Consider the following 19,888-nt stretch of genomic DNA (forward strand, 5'->3'; position numbering starts at 1 on the left):
ACTATTCAACTGCTGTTTTATGTTTGATTAATTTAGCCGGCGCGCCCCCCACAATGCTATTGCCGGGAACGGGTTTTGTTACGATAGCGCCGGCGGCAATCACTACATTATCTCCTATTTCATAAACATTCGACAGGATCATGGCATTCAGTCCCACCCATACATTTTTCCCGATCACCAGTTTCTTCCCCTCCGGTTTACTTCTGGGATCCAATCCATGATCATGAGATTGGATGATAACGCCTTCCGATAATAAAGTACCTGCTCCTATATGTATGTCCCCGCTAAAATCGATCCTGCAATTCCGGCCAATCACCACATGATCATCCAGCCTGATTTTTCCTGCAGGTATTTCTGAGGAGAAGATGACATTCATACCTATTGTTACATTGTTTCCCAGGGAAATATTGCCGGGATTTCTGTATTTGAATCCCCTGAGAATAGTAACTCCTTTTCCAACGCTGCCCAGGTTCTTTTGTACCAGGGCGCCACCCAGCTTATCTTTGAACTGCTCAACACAGCGGGAGGCCACCAGCATTACCAGTCCTCCCACGCCACTTATCCTGTTATTCCAAAAACCGCTAAGCCTTGCCATTACTAATCATTTTTACTTCGTCCAAAACAATATCCAGGTGGGATTTGCTATTCTCTTCCAGATATCTTTTTATGGTAGCGGTGCCGTTTACCGCCACCTGTGCGTGTTTTTTATAATTATTAAAAAAGGGCAACATCTTCGCATACAGATCTGCGCCGTTTTTAGGCTGTATTTCATAACAGTTCTCCTGGTCTTTCATCACGTACGAAATACTCCCTACAAACGTGGTAATGATAGGCGTACCAAAGATCATCGCTTCATAGAGTACCCTCGGAAATCCTTCATGATGCGTGGGCAGCAGGAATACATCTGCCTGCAGGTAAAAGTCCCGGATACGGTCTTTATCATATACCGGGCCATGCAGGATTACCTTGTCAGCCAGCACGCTGCCTTGCAGCATTTGCTTTACGGCCTCCATATCGGCTCCTTCCCCTGCCACGTCCACTACAAAATTGGTGATGCCGCTTTCAAGCAGTTTATCGAACGCTTCTATCAGCTCGTAAATACCTTTGTCGCGCTCCACCCTTCCTATAAACAGAAAACGCAGTACCGGCTTTGCTTCATAAGTCCTGTCCGTTACGATATCCCCGGCCCCAAACCCCATCATGGGTTTGATGGTATATGACTGGTCGCAGAACGGCTTTGTATTGTTGGTAAACCGCGGAGACACGGTAGCTATAAAAGCCGCACGTTTAAATAAAAAAGTGGATGGCCAGCTGCTGATCCCCTTCTCTCCTCTCACATACAAGCCAAAAGGTTTTCTTAGTATCACTGCTGCAAATCCCAGTAAAAAGAAACTGTTGGGATAAAACAGATAAAGGAAATCATTGCTCATTAACCGTTTTAAACCGGTGGTATAAGCCACTACATAAGACAGTACCTTACTTTTCCTGATCTTTAATGCCGTTAACTGTATTTGCGTTTCTTTCAGATTGTAATTGGCCATAGCGTCATTCCCGTTGAAAGGACGCTTATAATGAAAGTTCTCTATCTGGAAAACATGATTCAGTTCATTCAGAAATTTTCCTGTTTCCTTATAGATATATAGCCCCTTACTATCTTCAAACATCGCATTACTATTGATAACTAATATCTTCATGGAATATCAATTTTGTTGTTGTCCTTTGACGCTTATAGGTCATGAACCTGATAATGGCCAGCAAAATAATGGGCCATAAAATATTACGGAACGCAGAGAAATAGGATGCTCTTGGATAATAAATCGCGAACGACATGGAGATCACATAAGCGATCACATAATTAATATCCTGTGAATAAAGCATCTTCTGCTGAAATCTTGTATGTATATATCCGAAAAACAACATGAATGCCACCACTCCCAGCACGCCAAACGACAGGTAAATATCCCCTATCAGGTTGGTTCCTACCCCCCAGGTGGCATCATCGCCGATGGTAAGTTTATTGATAATCCTTCCTGAAGACATCTCGTCTTCCGTCATCCCAAGCACCGACAATACAACAGGTTGTAAACCAGGCACGATCCCTACTACCTGGGTGATCATGGTTTTGCCGTAGTTGATGCCGTTCTTGTCGGCATAATCCACCGCTACATACAGGTTCCTGTTGTTCATCGTCAGGTCCATTCCCAAATCAAAAATGGAGTTGAATTTCATATTGCTCGAACCCCGCTCAAGAAATCCCCCGATGGAGTTGCTGTCGTTAAAACCGGATGTTCTGGTTACGCGGGCGGAAGAAATAAACAGCATGAGGAACATGCCAAGAGAAGCTCCGAGCAGGAATACTTTTAGCTTCACTTTTTTTACGTACACGGCATACAGCGTTACCAGGATCAGGAATACCTGCAACGCAGGTCCCCTGTCGCCGATAAAAAAGAACAACAATATGAACAGGAACATAAATCCTAAAAAAACCTTATCGAACTGCCCAACGAATTTCCAGAAGGTCATCTTTTCGGAAGACCTGTAATAGCCGGTATAACAAACCACTGTTACTGTTAGTGCGACCAGTGACTGAAACCCGATGAGGAAATAATTGGAACTGGAGGTGCCGGAGTTGAAGATACCGGAGAAGAAGTCGCGCCCCACAAAAGCCAGAAACAAACCAAAAAAGGCATATGTGAGCAGCTTCAGAATCCCGGTAAACCGGGCAAACTGCATTGGGCGGTAGTTCGCTTCAAACGTATAATCTGATTTTATTCTCAGCATGGCCGCGCCAAGTGTATAGGCGCTTGATCCCAGCATAGCGAGCGCGGTAGATTTAGAGATCAGGTTCTCGTTAAAATCGTAATTAAATACAGGGAAATAATACTTATCTACAGGAAATAAAAAGACCGGGTACACAAAATTCACAAAAAAGTAGCTGATCAGGAACAGCACATGAAAATTGAAATAATTTCCATTAGACCGTTTCCGGATCACCCAAAGCGATGAAACCAGGAATACGACGAATGTAAGCACGCAATAGTTGTATGAATACACACCGGGTGCAAACATGTATATAACAATTGATACCAGTAACAGGATGATTTCAACAATCATTTATTACAATCTTTATGATTATCCAAATAAATACCTATAGCCATTGCTGTTATTTTTTTGTTTTGTATATCGTCAATACCTGTTTACCCTCCTTTACAATATCGGACACCCTGAAAACACGGAGCAGCACAAAGTAAGTAGCCGCAAACACCGGTGTTAAAAGCAACAACAGCGGTCCTTTCAGATTTATGTAGTTAAACAGCAGGCCCCAGGCGAGTGTATTAAAAGCAGCTATCACAATGATCTTTGCCACTACTATCAGCTCATACGCGGAAACACTTCCAAGTATTTTACGGGAATAGTAGAAGTTGATCAGGTAACTGATAGCTGATGTAATAACAAAACCCACGAGCATGATATGCAGGTCCCTGTAAAATACTCCTATCACAAGGCTGACGCAGAGTATCGCCTTTTTAACAAGTTCAAGATGCAGTATGGTCCTGGTTCTGTTAAATACCTTGAAAATATTCCGGTTCATGGTTTCCTGGAGAAAAAAGAAGGAGCCCAGTGTCAGCATCTGGATGAAATAAGTAGAGTCTGACCATTTAGCGCCAAACAGGAATACAATTATTTCCTTTGAAAAAAGGAAGGTAACTGATGTTATTAATCCCATGAGCACGGTAAACAACAGAATAATTTTATTATAGGCACGGGAAAACTGTTCCTTATCATTTTGTAATTGTGATAAAGAAGAAAACAGGGCTCCCTGTATGGTTAAGTTTAACACGTTACCGGGAACATCCTGTAATTTTTTTGCCTGGTAATATAATCCGACCTGCATAATTGAAAAATACTTTCCTATTATTATCTGGTAAATATTATCAAAGGCAGTGTTGAGAATAGATGCCAGCGTGGTATTTACGCCATAAGCATATAAATCCTTAAACGACGCCCTGCTAAAAATCCATTTGCGTACCGGTCCTTCATAGTACCATAACAGTATGGTCAGGAAGAGGGAAGAAAGGATCTGGATTAACACCATAGCCCATACACCGGCCCCTTTCCATGCTGCAATAATACCTATGACCGAAGCCAGTGCAATGGCAACAAAATTGAAAACTGATTTCCTTTTGAAGGAAAGCTCTTTAACCAGTTTTGCGTTCTGTACCATTTGAAACGCATTAATAACCAGTACAGTGCTCAGTACCATTAATATGCGTTTCAATGACGGATCTTTATAAAAAGCAGCAATGGTTCCTGCAAACAGGATCAGCAATAAGCAAAGCGCTATGCTTACAACAAGATTAAAGATGAATACCGTTGAAAAATCTGTTTCACTGGCATCACTTTTTCTTACCAGCGCGCCGCTTAATCCGCTTTCCGTGAGCACATTTGCGATCACGATAAAGAACATCACAATACCCACCTGCCCGAATTCATAAGGGGATAATATCCTGGACATAATGATGTTGGTAATCAACATCACTCCTACGTAAGCAACTTGTCCGAACATTGACCAAAAAGTACCTGTAAGTACTTTATATCTAAGTGCTGTCATTAAAAAAGAATACGGTACGTAGTTTTTACTTAAAATATGGAAAGGATTTCTGTTGGTGTACCGCATCACCGGCACACTCCGGGAGAAGTGGCGGTGATGGTTTCAATAAAGACATGGTATCAACAGAATGAATCAGGAAGCGCAAAAACTGATAATCTTCCTGGTTCTCCTATTACTCAAAAATATGGTTATACAATAATATTATACTTCTTCTTACTGACGGCTGTCCCAGTACCAGTTACAAGCCAGTTTCAGTCCATCGCGCACAGAAAATTCCGGACGGTATCCAAGAACTGTTCCTGCCTTGTTTATAGAAGCCAGCGAATGAGGAATATCCCCGTTCCTGTTACCTCCGTGTTTAAACTCCGCCTGGCTGATAGCCGGGTCAAAAGCAGACAGGTTATCTTTTAAAATCTGTGCCAGCTCCAGTAAAGTGGTTCTTTCGCCAAATGCTACATTAAACACTTCTGATATTGCTTTACCAGCGGTATATGATTCGCCTATCCCTTCGTAATACCGTGCCAGATCCTGTTTCAATGCCGCAGATGGTTTAGCGGCCGCCAGCAGGTTCGCCTGTATCACGTTATCTATGTAAGTAAAATCCCTTGAATAGGAACCATCGCCATTGATAACGATCTGCTCCCCGTTGATCAGGGACGAAACAAACTTGGGTATCACTGCGGCATAGGCCCCGTTGGGGTCTTGTCTTCTGCCGAATACATTGAAGTACCGCAAACCTATTGTTTCAATACCATAGATATCGGAGAAATTTTTTGCAAATAACTCATCTACATATTTTGTGATGGCATAGGGCGACAGTGCATTTCCAATTTTATGTTCCACTTTTGGTAAATCAGGATGATCACCATAAGTAGAGGAACTGGCGGCATATACCACCCGTTTAACACCCGCTTCCTTTGCTGCATGGAGCACTTTTACAAAACCACCGATATTTACGTCTGTGGTAGTCATGGGATCAATGATAGAACGGGGTACAGAGCCCAGGGCTGCCTGGTGAAAAACGAATTCACAACCTTCCGCTGCTTTTACGCAGGTTTCATAATCGCGGATATCGCCCTCCAGGAGTGTAAAACCGGGCTGTTGCTGTGCAGGTTCCAGGTTAGTCTTTTTCCCGGTAGCAAAGTTGTCCAAACAGATCACGGTGTTGTTCTGCGCCAGTAGCTGGTCAATCAGATTGGACCCGATAAAGCCTGCTCCCCCTGTTACTAATATTTTACTATTACTGATCATCTCGTAAATACTATCTTTTCTGCTTTAATGATAAAATTCCTGCCTGATGAATACAATGTATGTACAATGGCGGCAGGCAATTGCCGAACCGCCATTGACGGTTATTACAATCTGGCATCAATGCTGTTTACATTCAATACCCCTTTCACATCATAGATCACTTTATTTTCCTTACAGAGCTTACCCAGATCCAGTGTTTTGAAATCGTCGTGGGATACAGCAAGGATCACCGCATCAAATTGTTGTAAATTTTTCAGTTCTGTAACAGACTCCCATCCGTATTCATGTGCCACTTCTGCCGGGTTTGCCCACGGATCGTAAATGGTGATATTGGTATCGTAGCCTTTAAGTGTATGCAGGATATCAACCACTTTTGTGTTGCGAACATCCGGGCAGTTTTCCTTGAAGGTAATACCGAGTACAAGGATGTTGGAATTTCTGACAGCGATGTCTTTCTTTACCATCAGTTTTACCACTTCATGCGCCACATATTCTCCCATTCCGTCGTTCAGGCGACGGCCAGCCAGGATAATTTCCGGATGGTAACCTACTTCCTGTGCCTTTTGCGCCAGATAGTAAGGATCCACACCGATACAGTGGCCGCCTACCAATCCGGGCTTGAAGTTCAGGAAGTTCCATTTGGTACCGGCAGCTTTCAGTACATCGTCGGTATCGATGCCTAAACGGTTAAATATTTTTGCAAGTTCATTTACAAATGCGATGTTGATATCGCGCTGTGCATTTTCGATTACCTTGGCTGCTTCCGCTACTTTAATACAGGTAGCTTTATGCGTACCGGCAGTGATAACGGAGTTATATAGCTGGTCTACCTTATCTGCTATTTCAGGGGTTGAGCCTGAAGTAACTTTCTTTATTTTAGCAACCGTATGTTCTTTATCTCCGGGATTGATACGTTCAGGTGAGTATCCTGCAAAAAAGTCAACGTTGAATTTAAGTCCGGATACCTTTTCCAGCACCGGAACACATTCATCTTCCGTTACCCCTGGATATACGGTGGACTCATACACTACGATATCTCCTTTCTTCAGCACCTTACCCACAGTTTCACTTGCTTTATACAAGGGGGTGAGATCCGGTCTGTTATATTTATCTACCGGGGTGGGTACTGTAATGATATAATAATTGCAGCTGCGGATATCCTCCAGGGTACTGGAACAGTAAAGTCCGGCCGGAGCATTGTTGTCTGCAGTAAGTACATTTTTCAGATCTGCTGAGGTAACTTCCAGTGTTCTGTCTGTTCCTTCGTTGAGTTCCTTTACCCGGCTGCTGTTGATATCGAAGCCTATAGTTTTGTACTTCTTTGAAAATTCAACCGCCAGCGGTAATCCTACGTAACCTAGTCCTATTAGGGCTATCCTGGCATCCTTTACGGATGGAGCATTATTGTTCATATCCAATTTAATTACTGTTTATGTCCTTGTTTATTAGCTTCGTGAAATAGATTTTCCTATTCTTTTAAAGATGCCTTTTTTGTTTTCTTCCTCATATCCGTAGCCATAGCCATACCCGTATCCATAGCCATAACCATAGGTGCTGCCGCTTTTAACGTCATTGATAATGAGATTAAGTTTAGGCATTTTTCTATGAAGATATAATTCCCTGCTGATCTGGAGCTGATCTTTGAAAGTATAGCCCTGCCGGACCAGGTAGAGGGTGGCATCTGCCCATTTGGCCAGCAACTGGGCATCAGTTACCATACCTATCGGGGCGGTATCAACAACAATATAGTCAAAGTTTTCTTTCAGCTCCCTGAAAAGCGATTCTGTTTTATCCAGCAGCATTAATTCTGCGGGATTTGGGGGAATCGGGCCGGAAGGTATAACATAAAGGCCTTCATGTAACCCTGATGGCTGGATAATAACATCCATCAGTGATTTTCCGATAGCATAAGTGCTGAATCCTGCCTGGTTACTGAGTCCCAGCATGGTGGATATTTTGGGTTTTCTCAGATCCATTTCCATCAGGACCACTTTTTTGCCGGAGAGGGCCAGCATAGTTGCCAGGTTGGTGGCAACAAAGGACTTGCCTTCGCCACTCATACTGGAGGTAAGCAGGATCACTTTGTCGTTGGCGCCGGACAATACAAACTGCAGGTTAGTGCGTAACGCCCGGAACTGTTCTGCCAGCGGGGTTCTTGTATTGTTACTGATCACAGCTTCGTGTTTATCACTGTGTCCGATCTCTGATAAGATAGGCACCGGTGTATTATTGGTAATATCTCCCCTGGAGCGGATACGCCTGCTGAGCATTTCTTTCAGGTATAATATCAAGGCAGGAAGACCGGCGCCTAATATTAAACCCAGCGCAAATATAAGGAGCTTTTTCGGTGAAAACGGCAGGGCGTCGCTCTTTGCGGGGTCTACTACCTGGGCAATGGCCAGGTTGGATGCCTTTGAAATAGCCGATTCCTCGCGTTTCTTCAGCAGAAACAGGTACAGTTCCTGCTTCAGCGCCTGTTGCCTGGAGTAATCCAGGAATACTCTTTCCTTTGCCGGCACCTGGCGGATCTGCTGGTTGGCGGCATCTGCGTTCCTCTTCAGCTCCCGGATACTTACCTCCACATTACGTTTAAAGGACGACAGGTTGCTGCTCAGATCTGTCCGCAATCCGCTTAATTGCTGATCTATATTACGGATCATCGGGTTTGATTCGGTACTCGACAGCAACATCCGCTCCCTTTCCAGCTGCAGGTTGTTATATTTTTCTACCAGTGAGGCAAAAGTAGGATCTTCCATTACCAGGGCAGAAGGTACAATACGTTTATTGTTCTTGTCGTCCTGCACATACTGGTTCAGGGATTCTATTATATTCAGGCGTACCTGCTGATCTATCAGTTGCTTGGCAAAATCATTGGTATTGGAGAATAATAATTTGGATTGTTCCGTCAGATCTGCCAGTTCATTCGTTTGTTTAAATTCCTGGATATCTTTCTCCACCCCGCTTAGTTCGCGGCTTACCACCGACAGGCGGTTATCCACAAAAGCAATCGTACTGTCTACTATCCTGTTTTTGTCTTCCACGCTGTTGTGCAGGTATACGTCAATCAGTTTATCCAGGATCTTTTCTCCTTTACCGGGAACGGAGCTGGTAATACTGAGATCTACTGTACTTACCTGCTTATTGGCCACACTCACATTTAATACCTTCTGGTAATCGGCCACTGTTTTGTCTACCGAACGGATTTTAACCAGGTATGCATCTTCATTCAGCGGTACAGACGCCATTCTTGTTACCTGTAAGATTCCTTCCCGGGTATGTAAAGTATCGTTCCATTTCAGTTTCCTTGCCTGGCCATCTTCCCTTGTGATCCGGAAAGCGGTTTCAGATTCTGGGATCAGCGAATAATTTACTTCTTTGTTAAGCGTATCCCGGAGTGTGATCCAATGAAATGCAAAGGGAACATTATTGAATTGTTCGCTTTTCTTTACCCTTCCTTCCACATAATATTCAACATTCAGCTGCATATCCTTTACCACCCGTTCCATCAGGCTGCGGGATTTGAGGATTTCAGCTTCATTATCCACATTACTTTTGCTGTCAAATATTTCCAGTTGCTCCAGGATTTCTCCTCCCGGGATGCTGGGCCCCTTCTGATCGTCTCTTACGAGAATCTTCGCACTTATTTTATAAGTTGGTGTGGCATATCTCAGGTACAGGTAGGCGCCGAACACACAAACCAGGGTACTGATGAGAAACCAGTACCAATAGTGCCACACCCAATCCACAATTTGCCTCAGTTCGAAACCGTTTTCCTTTGGCTCCTCTGAAGGCATAAACCCATTGGGAGGCATTTTCCCGTTCCCGTTAGTATAAAATGTTTCTCTCATTTTCTAAAAATTAACCCTGGTCGCAATTACTATCAACAAGGAAAGTACAGATGCTAAAATTGAAATACGTTTTACCTGTGCCATATCTGTGGAGGCTGATTTAGCCTTGTTTGGTTCCACATATACAATATCTCCCTGGTGCAGAAACAGGTAGGGAGAAGTAAATAGCTTACTGTCATTGAGATTAAAACGTATAAACTCTTTCTTCCCGTTGGTTTCCCTGATCAGCAACACATTTTCCCTCTTGCCATAAATGGTCAGATCGCCGGCTATACCTATTGCATCCATGATCGTTACCTTTTCATTGGGCATTACATAGGACGATGGCCTGGCTACTTCCCCCAGTACGGTTACTTTAAAATTTGCGAAGCGTACATTTACTACCGGATCTTTATAGTAGGTGCTTACTTTACCTGTTATTTCATTCCTTACACTGTCTGTTGTTTTATCCTTTGCCAGGATCCTGCCTACCAGTGGCAACGTAATATATCCATCCTTATCTACTACATATCCGCTTACTCCCGGACCTGCATTGGAAAGCCCTGCAGCGCTTCCGGTTCCTACCACCGGCCACTGTGCGGTGTTCTGCTGGTTAAGCAATGTGGAGGCAGCCGGGTCCAGTGTTTGAATAGTTACCTGCAAAATATCATCTGTCTGGATGAGGGGCATGGAATAAGCCGCCATATCTACCAGTTGTCGCTTTACAGAATCCGGAACATCCCTGAAGTAGGTAATATTTTTAGGTCCGGAACAGGAACTCACACAAAAGCTAAATACACTCAATAACAATACAGCCAGAGCTGGAACACGTCGGGCTGAATGTTTACCCTGATAGATTATACTCATTTTAAGACAGACTAATTAAAAATATGTTTTGGTATTATTCCCTGATGAATCAGGTAGTTATTTTTCCCTTATCTAATTCTTCGTAAGCAGAGTTTTTACTGATGAACTCTGGTACCAGCGCCTTCATCCTTGCAACAGTGGGCGTCAGGTAGTGCTCTTTGGCTGTAGCTATCAACTGATTGATCTGCTCATTTACCTCTGTAAAATCAGATGCCCTTACTTTGGCGATCATGATCTTTTCGTGGTAAGTAGGCAATGTATTTTCTGCATTGTTCAATAGTTCCTCGTAGAGTTTTTCCCCGGGACGTAAGCCGGTGTATACGATCTGGATATCCTTTCCGGGCTCCTTACCTGTCATACAGATCATTTTCCGGGCCAGTTCTGCAATCTTCATGGGCTTGCCCATATCAAATACAAATATTTCCCCGCCTTGTCCCATTGCTCCCGCTTCCAGCACCAGTTGACATGCCTCTGGTATGGTCATGAAATACCGGGTGATATCGGGATGCGTAACCGTCAGCGGCCCGCCTTTTTCCAGTTGTTGTTTAAATCGTGGAATTACAGATCCATTGGAACCAAGTACATTACCAAAACGCGTAGTGATAAAACGTGTTGGTGGCGTGCCGTACACCGGGCCCAGTTTCTGGTATTTTTCGTTCAGGTGATTATTAAAGGATTGGGAGAAGATTTCCGCAATTCTTTTGGAAGCTCCCATTACATTAGTAGGGTTCACCGCCTTATCGGTAGATACCATTACAAATTTCTCTGCACCATACTCTACTGATAACTCCGCCACAATTTTTGTTCCCAGTACATTGTTCATCACTGCCACGGATGGATTTTTTTCCATCATTGGAACATGTTTATATGCTGCTGCGTGATACACAATGGAAGGAGCGTAAATTTCAAACAGTTGTTGCATACGCACCTTATCACATACATCTCCGATGAATGGGATGATGGGTACGCTCACTGCTTTTTCTGACATTTCCAGCTCCAGCTCATGGAGCGGGGATTCCGCCTTATCGCACAACACAATCACAGAGGGTTCATAACTCACCAGTTGTCTTACTATCTCACTGCCAATAGAACCGGCAGCCCCCGTTACCAAAATGCTTTTACCTTTCAGCTCTTTGCTGAGCTGTTGATTTTTGATGCTGATAACAGATCTATCAAGCAGATCTTCAATGTTGATGTCTTTCAATTGAATACTGTTATTGTTAGAACCTTCTGTCCACTGACTCACGGGAATAATTTTTTGCACTCTTATGTTCAATGCAATACATTCTTCTACGAGTTCATTCAGATGCGCTGCATCCAGGTGATCATCAGGAATGAGCAACAACGAAATTTTGCCCTCTTTTACCATCTTAAAGAGTTGTCCCTTACGGGAAGCATACACTGGCAGCCCTTCAATTGATTTGCCAGCATGGGCATTGGTATCGGCCAGAAACGCCGTTATCCTCACATCCGATTCAGGGTTGTCGCTGATGGCTTTGCGCAGCATAAGACTGGTATGCCCGGTATAATAAATAGCGGCGCGCGTCCGGCTTTGGCTCCTGAAATTGTTGTAGTACTTAAACGTCCACTTTACCAGCAGGCGATAAGATAATAAACAGAAGGAGCTGATAAAGAAATTAATCAGGATTACTGAAATGGGAAAGAGGTTCTGTTGCTGATCCATCACATGACTATAGCCAATGGTGAAAAGGATGAGGCAACTCACAATATTCAATCCTGCTATGCGGCCAATATCCGTGAGGCTTGTAAATCTTACAATACCGCGATAAGTACGCAAAAATAAGGAGAGGAAAAGGTTTACACCTAAAACAAGCATTCCGATTTTTCCCAGAGGAAATGCTGCATATAACTCAGCATCAAAGTTCAGCCTGAGAAGAAATGCTAAATTGATTGCGATGACAGAGCACCCCAGGTCTAATAGCAAGATTAGCCACGACGGGGTAATCCATGATGAATTACGCACCATAGGTTCAATAATAAGATATGGTTATTAAATATAAGCTCGCCTGTTCAACTAAGGTCGCGCAAGTTTCAAGGTTTTCATAGAGGCGCTTAGTTAAAATACAGGACGGAGAATTAAACGATTACGATCTTTCTTTCGGTTTTCAAAGTTAGCGCAAGATAAGTACTAAAAGTGAAAAGTTCTGTTATGAAAAAGTAAACTGTTGAAAAAAATTTCCAGCTGCTACTCTTCTGAAAGATCAACAACACACGCATTCCCCGACCACTCTAACAAAGCGGTTATGACAACCATTTTTTCCTATGGATTATTTGCTCAAACACTGATCAGTTGGCACATAACGGCAAATAACTCCGTCGGTTAAACGAAAAATGCGGATCAGCCAATCATGCTGTCCATTTTGCATACTATTAAAGAGATTTCTCCCGTGATGCTACATTGGTGGTGATGCACCTGGATCTTTTGCTGTAACGACGTGTTCTGATGCCGCTCTAAAGTGTTAAGTAGATGAAACATGGTCTTTCTTTTTTTCTGGTTAACGCAGCTACTAAAAAATATGGCTATAAATACTATGGTTAAAAAATCACTGCGCTATCGATTCTTGCAACGCACGCAATTGAACAAACACCATACCAACTTCGGGGGATCTATTTAATTTCCCGGCCTAAAGTTAGTGAAGTATTTATTATACTGCTTCAATTATTGAAAAATAACGAAAATATTCTGTAGATAATTTTAGCATTCCCATCCAGAAGATTTCACTACAGAAACGGCCTCACCGGTTACTGGTGAGGCCGTTTCCACAAAGTGTAACGTACTTGTGTATACGTAAAAGATATTATGCTGTTGTAATAAATACGACCAGGCTTTTCGCTCCATGCGCGCCCAGTACCAGCGATTGCTCGATATCAGCGGTTTTGGAAGGACCCGCAATAAATACCCCGAAACCCGTTTGCGGAGCGCCTATCTTTTCATAAGCTTCATGCATAGTAGGAAGTAGCTTATCCGCAGGCAGTACAATTGCCAGGTGCTGACATATAAACGGCAGCACCCTTACCGGTATTTCCGCCTCTGTAAGCCATATGGCGCCATTCTCCGCTACCCCCCACTGACCGGGCACAACCGCCATATCCACATCCTCCAGCAAATGCGGATCTTCGTGTATCCATGCACGTTGTTCACTGCCTACCATGATAATACGTTGCAGATGCGGATAATGCTCCGCCAGTAATGCCGGTATCTCACTTTCATCTTTTATCTCAAACAAACTGCCGCCTAATCCTTCCAGTACTTTGCGGTAAGCTTCCAGCGTACCGGGCATATTGCCGGATAACCCTTCCAGGGAAGGTAATACGGATGCCTCCGGCTGATTTTGCTTAACGGCGGCTAATATCTGGTCCCTGCTGCTCATGACTTTTTATTTTTTTCATACCACTGGGAGAATGATTGCGCCGGCGGCGCAGGCATCTCCCTTTGTTTATACCAGGGGTTTAAACGGTTATTCACCATACCGGGGAATGCACGCATTACCCATCGTCCCATTTTGCCCGCTGTCCGGTAAACACGGGGAGTGGATAATACACCGCTCATAGCCTTCATACTGGCTGTTTTTGCGGCCGTAGTATACCCCTCTTTTACCAATACCTGCCGCCACTTATACAATTGCTGATGAATATCTATTTTCACGGGGCATACATTAGAGCAGGAGCCGCACAGCGTTGATGCAAAGGGCAGGTCGGCATAATCCTTCATATCCAGGTTAGGCGCCAGGATAGCGCCAATAGGCCCTGCTACAGCGGTATGATAACTATGCCCGCCACTGCGGCGATATACGGGGCAGGTATTCATGCAGGCGCCACAGCGGATACATTTCAATGAATTGCGGAAGTCTTCCCTGCCCAACTGCCTGGAACGGCCATTATCCACCAGTACAATATGCAGCTCCTGGCCAGGCCGGGGCTTTCTGAAATGACTGGAATAGGTGGTAATGGGCTGCCCGGTGGCGCTGCGCGCCAGTAAACGCAGGAATACGCCCAGGTGCTTACGTTGCGGGATTATTTTTTCGATGCCCATACAGGCAATATGCACATCGGCCAGGTGTGCGCCCATATCGGCGTTGCCTTCGTTGGTGCACACCACCATTTCACCGGTTTCCGCTACCGCGAAGTTCACACCGGTGATAGCCGCTTTGGCCTGCAGGAACTCCCTGCGCAGGTGTTGCCTGGCGGCAGCGGTGAGAAACTGCGGGTCGGCATTCCCGGCGGGCGTTCCCAGGTGTTCGTGGAACAGCTCTCCTATCTCTTCTTTCTTTTTATGGATACAGGGCAGTACAATATGACTGGGCGGCTCTTTGGCGAGTTGCACAATCCGTTCGCCCAGATCGGTATCAATAACATCGATGCCATTGGCGATGAGATGGGGATTCAGGTGGCATTCTTCCGTGAGCATGGACTTACTTTTCACGAGGTGGTGTACCCCATGTTTCTTTAATATGTCTGTCACGATCCGGTTATGCTCTGCTGCATCCGCGGCCCAGTGAACGGTGGCGCCATTTTGTATGGCCTGTTGTTCAAACTGTACGAGATAATCATGCAGGTTGCCCAGGGCGTTCAGCTTAATGCGGGAAGCGGCTTCCCGCAGCTGTTCCCATTCGGGGATGGTCCAGGCCATCTTATCCCTTTTGGCGCGTACCCACCAGAGGGTTTGGTCGTGCCAGTCGACCCGCGGCTCATTCTCGTTGAACTTATCTGCCAGCGTGGCGTGATCAGCTGTTTGCCTGTTCATGGATATTCTGATTGAGAATTTCTGCAATATGCATCACTTTTACGCCTGCATGCTGCCGGCGTAAGATACCTTCCATGTGCATGAGGCAACTCACATCCGTTCCGGTGATCACCTCTGCGCCATGTTTAACGTGATCGGCTACACGATCTTTACCCATTTTTACGGATACTGCTTCTTCGGTCACACAGAAAGTGCCGCCAAAGCCGCAGCACTCATCCTGCCTGTCGAGCGGTACCAGCTCCACTCCTTCCACCATACGCAGCAGCTTTTCCGGTTTGGAGAAAGGCGCCGCCACCAGTTCACTCATCTGGGCAAGGGCGAGGCCGCGCTGCCCGTGGCAGCTCTGGTGCAGTCCTACCTTACAGGGGAAACGTGCCGGCAGGTTTTCCACTTTGAGTACATCCGTCAGGAATTCGGTGAGTTCGTAGATCCGTTCACGGATATGTGTAGCAGCTGTTTCTGCTGCCGGATCGTGCAGATGATCTTTGATATGTAACACACAACTGCCGGAGGGGCCTACAATGTAGTCGTAGTCAGCAAAATTTTTTATGAACAGGCTATTGCACTGGTGTGTAAGATGTTCGTATCCTGAGTTGGCCATTGGCTGGCCACAGCAGGTTTGCCCCTGCGGGTATTCCACTTCACAACCCAGCTTCTGCAGCAGTTGCAGGGTGGCAATACCTACCTGCGGGTAGAACTGGTCAATATAACATGGTATAAATAATCCTACTTTCACGGGTGAAGTAATTTAAATGATCATTGCTGACCTGCAAATTTAGCGGGCAACTTGACAGTAATCCTACCTCTTTTTTACCGGTTACTGGCTTATTTTTCACTGATACAAATTAAAGCAGTGTTTGGAGAGTGGCAACCCGGTCTGTCCTGTTGCGCGCCTTCGGCGCGGTGCGGAGGTTGTCTTACTCAGGATTACGCTGATTTTGCTGATTTATTTGATTTTACTTTTTGGATTTATAAATGATTATGGGAGATATAAGCGGATATTTTCGCTCATATCTCCCATAATCTTTAAAATCATTTAAAAATCCAAAAAGTAAAATCAAATAAATCAGCAAAATCAGCGTAATCCTGAGTAAGACAACCTCCTAGTCGTTCATAATCTGTTCTTCCTGTTTCTTTTTGAGGTACCACTGGACCACGCGGATTTCAGCGAAGGTGGCGGCATCGCCAACCCTTTCCTTAATGGGGCCTGCGGCGGTAGCGCCTAATTCGCCAATATGGCGGAGGATAAGGCGCATGGTGCCTTCTGTAACAAAGCGGTTGATGTCCATTTCGCCGGCTTCCACGCATTGGGCCAGGTGGCTTTCAATGGTGCTGACAGCGAGTTGGCGTGTGGTGGCGATGTCGGGGATAGATTTACCGGCGAGGTACAGTTCCAGGGTGCCGCGACGGCTGCTGCCCTTTTCCACTTTGCCTTTGGCGGCTTTTTCCTTTGCGGCGGCGGCAGGTGCTGCGGCGGCAGCAGCATCTGCATCTCTGAGTTTGGTGTAGTCTTTAAGGCCGGTGGTAAAATCCAGGTCCGCGTAAGATACTTCCCAAACGTGACGCAGCTTGTTCCAGCAATCGGCTTCAAGGGCCATGAGCTGGAGGAGATATTTTTTCGACTTTGCTTTCTTCACATCAGCAATGTGCGCCTGCAAAGGCTGGATGAGGTCTTCATAAATGCTTTGGGTAAAGTAGCCGATGGCTTTATTTACGCGTTGCTTCAGCTGTTCCATTTCGCCTGTTTGCACGGCGGTGTCCAGCAGTTGATGCAGCTGTGTCACAAACCTGGCCGCTACTTCCTGCTGCTGTTCTACTTTGGCAGACATGGCGCGGCTGAGTTTAATGGCGGCATCGAAGTCGGGGATCTTTTTATCCTGGATCCATACGGCGTGGCTGCGGATGGTGGCCTGCATACGGTACCAGTCGAACAGCTGCAGCAGGGACGTGGCCTGGAACTTCTTCTTTTCCATTTCCAGCAGCACTACCAGTTCATTGGCTTCGTTTTCCTTTTCTGCGAATTCAATCACCTGGCGGTCTGTTCTGATGCTGCCGTGCCCGATGCGGGAATGCAGTACCAGTCCGTCCAGCGAAGTACAGCGGCTCAGCGCCACGTATACCTGTCCGGGTGCAAAGGCGTATCCTGCGTCGATGATGGCGCGTTCAAAGGTAAGTCCCTGGCTTTTGTGGATGGTGATGGCCCATGCCAGCCGTATCGGGAACTGGGTGAAGCTGCCGATCTCTTCTTCCTCGATGCTGTTCTCGTCCTGGTTATAGGAATAGCGGATGTTGCGCCAGGTTTCCTTTCCCAGTTTAAGCTCTTCATGGGAGCCTGCCAGCACCAGTACAATTTCTTCGTCGTTAATTTCCTTTACGGTGGCAATTTTGCCGTTGTAATAGCGGCGTGGCTGTGCCAGGTCGTTTTTGAGGAACATTACCTGCGCGCCTATTTTCAGTTGCAGCAGTAATTCCGTGGGCAATGCCTTATCGCTGAAATCCCCTTCTATCTTTCCTTCAAAGCGATATACTTTTCCGGGCATATCTGCCAGGCGCCTGGCATTGATTTCATCGGCCTTCCGGTTATGGGTGGTGAGTACGATGTATTCTTCATCCTGTCCCGTAAAATTCGGCTGATAATGTTCATTGAGCAGCTGCAGGTCTTCGTGCAGCACTTCATTATTGCGGATCCTGTTCAGCACATCAATAAAATGCTGTTCATTCTGCCGGTAAATTTTCTTCAGTTCGATATACAGTGGCGGCGCCTGTTCTATTACTTTGGCCGCAAAGAAAAAGGTGCTGTTGTAATATTCCGAGAGCATCCGCCATTCCGCGTCGGGCACTACCGGCGGGAGCTGGTACAGATCTCCGATAAACAATACCTGCACACCGCCAAAAGGCAGCAGTGGTTTATTGCGGAAATGGCGGAGGATCACATCGATAGCATCGAGCATATCGCAGCGCACCATGCTTACCTCATCGATGATGAGGAGTTCCATTTCCTGCAGCAATACTTTTTTATCGTTGGTAAAACGAATATTGCGGAACAGGCCGTGTTTATCTGTACTGCTGATTTCATCCATTCCAAATCCTCTTTTAGTGCCGGGGATAAAGGGTCCGAAGGGCAACTGAAAAAAGGAGTGCATGGTAACACCACCGGCGTTGATAGCGGCTACTCCTGTAGGCGCTACTACTACCGTGTTTTTACGCGTATGTTCTTTGATGTATTTCAGGAACGTAGTTTTCCCTGTACCGGCTTTACCGGTAAGGAAGATATGGCGGTGTGTGTGGTTTATGAAATCTGCCGCCAGGTGAAAGATAGTATTTGTATTATCCGGTTGGGGCATTTGCTGTTAAATTGAAAGGGCGAATATACAGAAAAAGCGGCGAAAATAGCGGAGATATTGCGTGTAACCAAATGTAAAGTATCTTCGTTTTACTTTCTGCCAACAAAAAAATTTTCTCATATGAACGATCTGAAAATTGCTACCGCGCAATTTGAAAACAGGAGCAATGATAAAGCGTATAACCTGGGGGTTATCCGGGAGTTATCGCGGCAGGCTGCCGCTGATGGTGCAGATGCAGTGGCCTTTCACGAGTGTTCAGTGACAGGATATACCTTTGCCAGGAGTTTGTCGCGGGAGCTGATGCTGGAGCTGGCGGAAATAATCCCTGATGGCCCGTCTATCAAGGTATTACAGGATATTGCCGCTGAAAATAATATTGCCGTGCTGGCGGGATTATTTGAGAAAGATGCGGACGATAACCTGTTCAAAGCCTATGTATGTGTAGATAAAAACGGGCTGGTGGCGAAGTACCGCAAGCTGCATCCGTTTATCAATCCGCATTTACAACCGGGAAATGAATATGTAATTTTTGACCTGAGGGGATGGAAATGCAGCATATTGATTTGTTACGATAATAATATTACAGAGAATGTACGCGCAACGGCCCTGCTGGGTGCAGAAATCATTTTCATGCCGCATGTAACTATGTGTACGCCATCTACGCGGCCCGGCGCGGGTTTCGTGGATCCGGCACTGTGGGAAAAACGCCGGGAAGATCCTACTTCGCTGCGATTGGAATTTGACGGCATGAAGGGCCGTTCCTGGCTGATGAAGTGGCTGCCGGCGCGTGCGTATGATAATGCGGTGTATGCTGTTTTCTCCAATCCTATCGGTATGGACGACGACCAGTTGAAAAACGGCTGCTCTATGATCATTGATCCGTTTGGTGATGTGATAGCAGAATGCCGGAAACTGGACAATGATGTAGTAACGGCTACGCTTACACGAAATAAGCTGACCGAGGCCGGTGGGTACCGGTATCGACTGGCACGCCGTCCTGATTTGTATGGAGAAGTGATTGCGGCGGCGCATACGCCGGTGCAAAAAGTAGTATGGCTCCAGGAAAAACCGTGAAGGCGCGATGGATAAGCGTTCCGGAGCGACGGTTCCCGGACTTGATAATTTAAACTAAATTATCATACAAATAAAAAAACACGATTGGTTGCGGGTTTTGGCTGACCGGCCATAAATAAAAGCGGCAAATCCGGCTGACCGGTTATCT

The 19,888-nt window shown here is 45.6% G+C and carries 14 protein-coding genes; 1 reads left to right on the forward strand and 13 read right to left on the reverse strand.

What is annotated here, in order from left to right; translation table 11 throughout:
• Nucleotide 1: 1 nt before the first annotated feature.
• The 13 genes from ACLHR0_RS16925 to ACLHR0_RS16985 form a co-directional block, all read right to left on the reverse strand.
• Nucleotides 2–595: an acyltransferase gene (locus ACLHR0_RS16925; RefSeq protein ID WP_436488127.1), complete on the reverse strand. Its 594-nt coding sequence runs from the start codon at nucleotides 593–595 to the stop codon at nucleotides 2–4.
• Nucleotides 582–1,694: a glycosyltransferase gene (locus ACLHR0_RS16930; RefSeq protein WP_429063703.1), complete on the reverse strand. Its 1,113-nt coding sequence runs from the start codon at nucleotides 1,692–1,694 to the stop codon at nucleotides 582–584. Before ACLHR0_RS16930 ends, ACLHR0_RS16925 begins: the two co-directional genes overlap by 14 nt.
• Entirely contained in the window at nucleotides 1,672–3,114 is a 1,443-nt protein-coding gene (wzy, locus tag ACLHR0_RS16935; protein WP_429063701.1) for an O-antigen polysaccharide polymerase Wzy, read from the reverse strand. The genes ACLHR0_RS16930 and wzy overlap by 23 nt, the downstream gene beginning before the upstream one ends.
• 49 nt (nucleotides 3,115–3,163) lie before the next feature.
• Entirely contained in the window at nucleotides 3,164–4,678 is a 1,515-nt protein-coding gene (locus ACLHR0_RS16940; RefSeq protein WP_429049547.1) for a lipopolysaccharide biosynthesis protein, read from the reverse strand.
• A 147-nt stretch (nucleotides 4,679–4,825) separates the two neighbouring features.
• Nucleotides 4,826–5,863: an SDR family oxidoreductase gene (locus ACLHR0_RS16945; protein ID WP_429049550.1), complete on the reverse strand. Its 1,038-nt coding sequence runs from the start codon at nucleotides 5,861–5,863 to the stop codon at nucleotides 4,826–4,828.
• A 104-nt stretch (nucleotides 5,864–5,967) separates the two neighbouring features.
• On the reverse strand, nucleotides 5,968–7,275 hold the full coding sequence (locus ACLHR0_RS16950; RefSeq protein ID WP_429049552.1) for a nucleotide sugar dehydrogenase: 1,308 nt from the start codon (nucleotides 7,273–7,275) through the stop codon (nucleotides 5,968–5,970).
• 33 nt (nucleotides 7,276–7,308) lie between these two features.
• Nucleotides 7,309–9,711, reverse strand: coding sequence for a GumC family protein (locus tag ACLHR0_RS16955; protein ID WP_436488131.1), 2,403 nt, complete (start codon nucleotides 9,709–9,711; stop codon nucleotides 7,309–7,311).
• 3 nt (nucleotides 9,712–9,714) lie between these two features.
• Nucleotides 9,715–10,473 carry a polysaccharide biosynthesis/export family protein gene (locus ACLHR0_RS16960; protein ID WP_370907430.1) on the reverse strand — a complete coding sequence of 253 codons (759 nt, stop codon included), beginning with the start codon at nucleotides 10,471–10,473 and terminating at the stop codon, nucleotides 9,715–9,717.
• A 133-nt stretch (nucleotides 10,474–10,606) separates the two neighbouring features.
• On the reverse strand, nucleotides 10,607–12,394 hold the full coding sequence (locus tag ACLHR0_RS16965; protein WP_370907431.1) for a polysaccharide biosynthesis protein: 1,788 nt from the start codon (nucleotides 12,392–12,394) through the stop codon (nucleotides 10,607–10,609).
• Nucleotides 12,395–13,376: 982 nt separating this feature from the next.
• Nucleotides 13,377–13,949, reverse strand: a complete 573-nt coding sequence (locus ACLHR0_RS16970; protein WP_436488134.1) for a LutC/YkgG family protein — start codon at nucleotides 13,947–13,949, stop codon at nucleotides 13,377–13,379.
• A complete protein-coding gene (locus tag ACLHR0_RS16975) occupies nucleotides 13,946–15,322 on the reverse strand; it encodes a lactate utilization protein B (RefSeq protein WP_436488136.1) in 1,377 nt (458 codons plus the stop codon). Before ACLHR0_RS16975 ends, ACLHR0_RS16970 begins: the two co-directional genes overlap by 4 nt.
• Complete coding sequence (locus tag ACLHR0_RS16980) at nucleotides 15,303–16,058, reverse strand: (Fe-S)-binding protein (protein ID WP_429049561.1); 756 nt, start codon at nucleotides 16,056–16,058, stop codon at nucleotides 15,303–15,305. The genes ACLHR0_RS16975 and ACLHR0_RS16980 overlap by 20 nt, the downstream gene beginning before the upstream one ends.
• A 367-nt stretch (nucleotides 16,059–16,425) precedes the next feature.
• Nucleotides 16,426–18,666 (reverse strand): helix-turn-helix domain-containing protein, encoded by a 2,241-nt coding sequence (locus ACLHR0_RS16985; RefSeq protein WP_436488138.1) that lies wholly within the window; start codon nucleotides 18,664–18,666, stop codon nucleotides 16,426–16,428.
• A gap of 120 nt (nucleotides 18,667–18,786) precedes the next feature.
• Between ACLHR0_RS16985 and ACLHR0_RS16990 the strand changes: the two genes are divergently transcribed.
• Nucleotides 18,787–19,740 carry a nitrilase family protein gene (locus ACLHR0_RS16990; protein ID WP_436488140.1) on the forward strand — a complete coding sequence of 318 codons (954 nt, stop codon included), beginning with the start codon at nucleotides 18,787–18,789 and terminating at the stop codon, nucleotides 19,738–19,740.
• The last annotated feature ends 148 nt before the right edge of the window (nucleotides 19,741–19,888 follow it).

This window comes from Chitinophaga sp. ARDCPP14 (assembly GCF_051362515.1).
Classification (GTDB): domain Bacteria; phylum Bacteroidota; class Bacteroidia; order Chitinophagales; family Chitinophagaceae; genus Chitinophaga.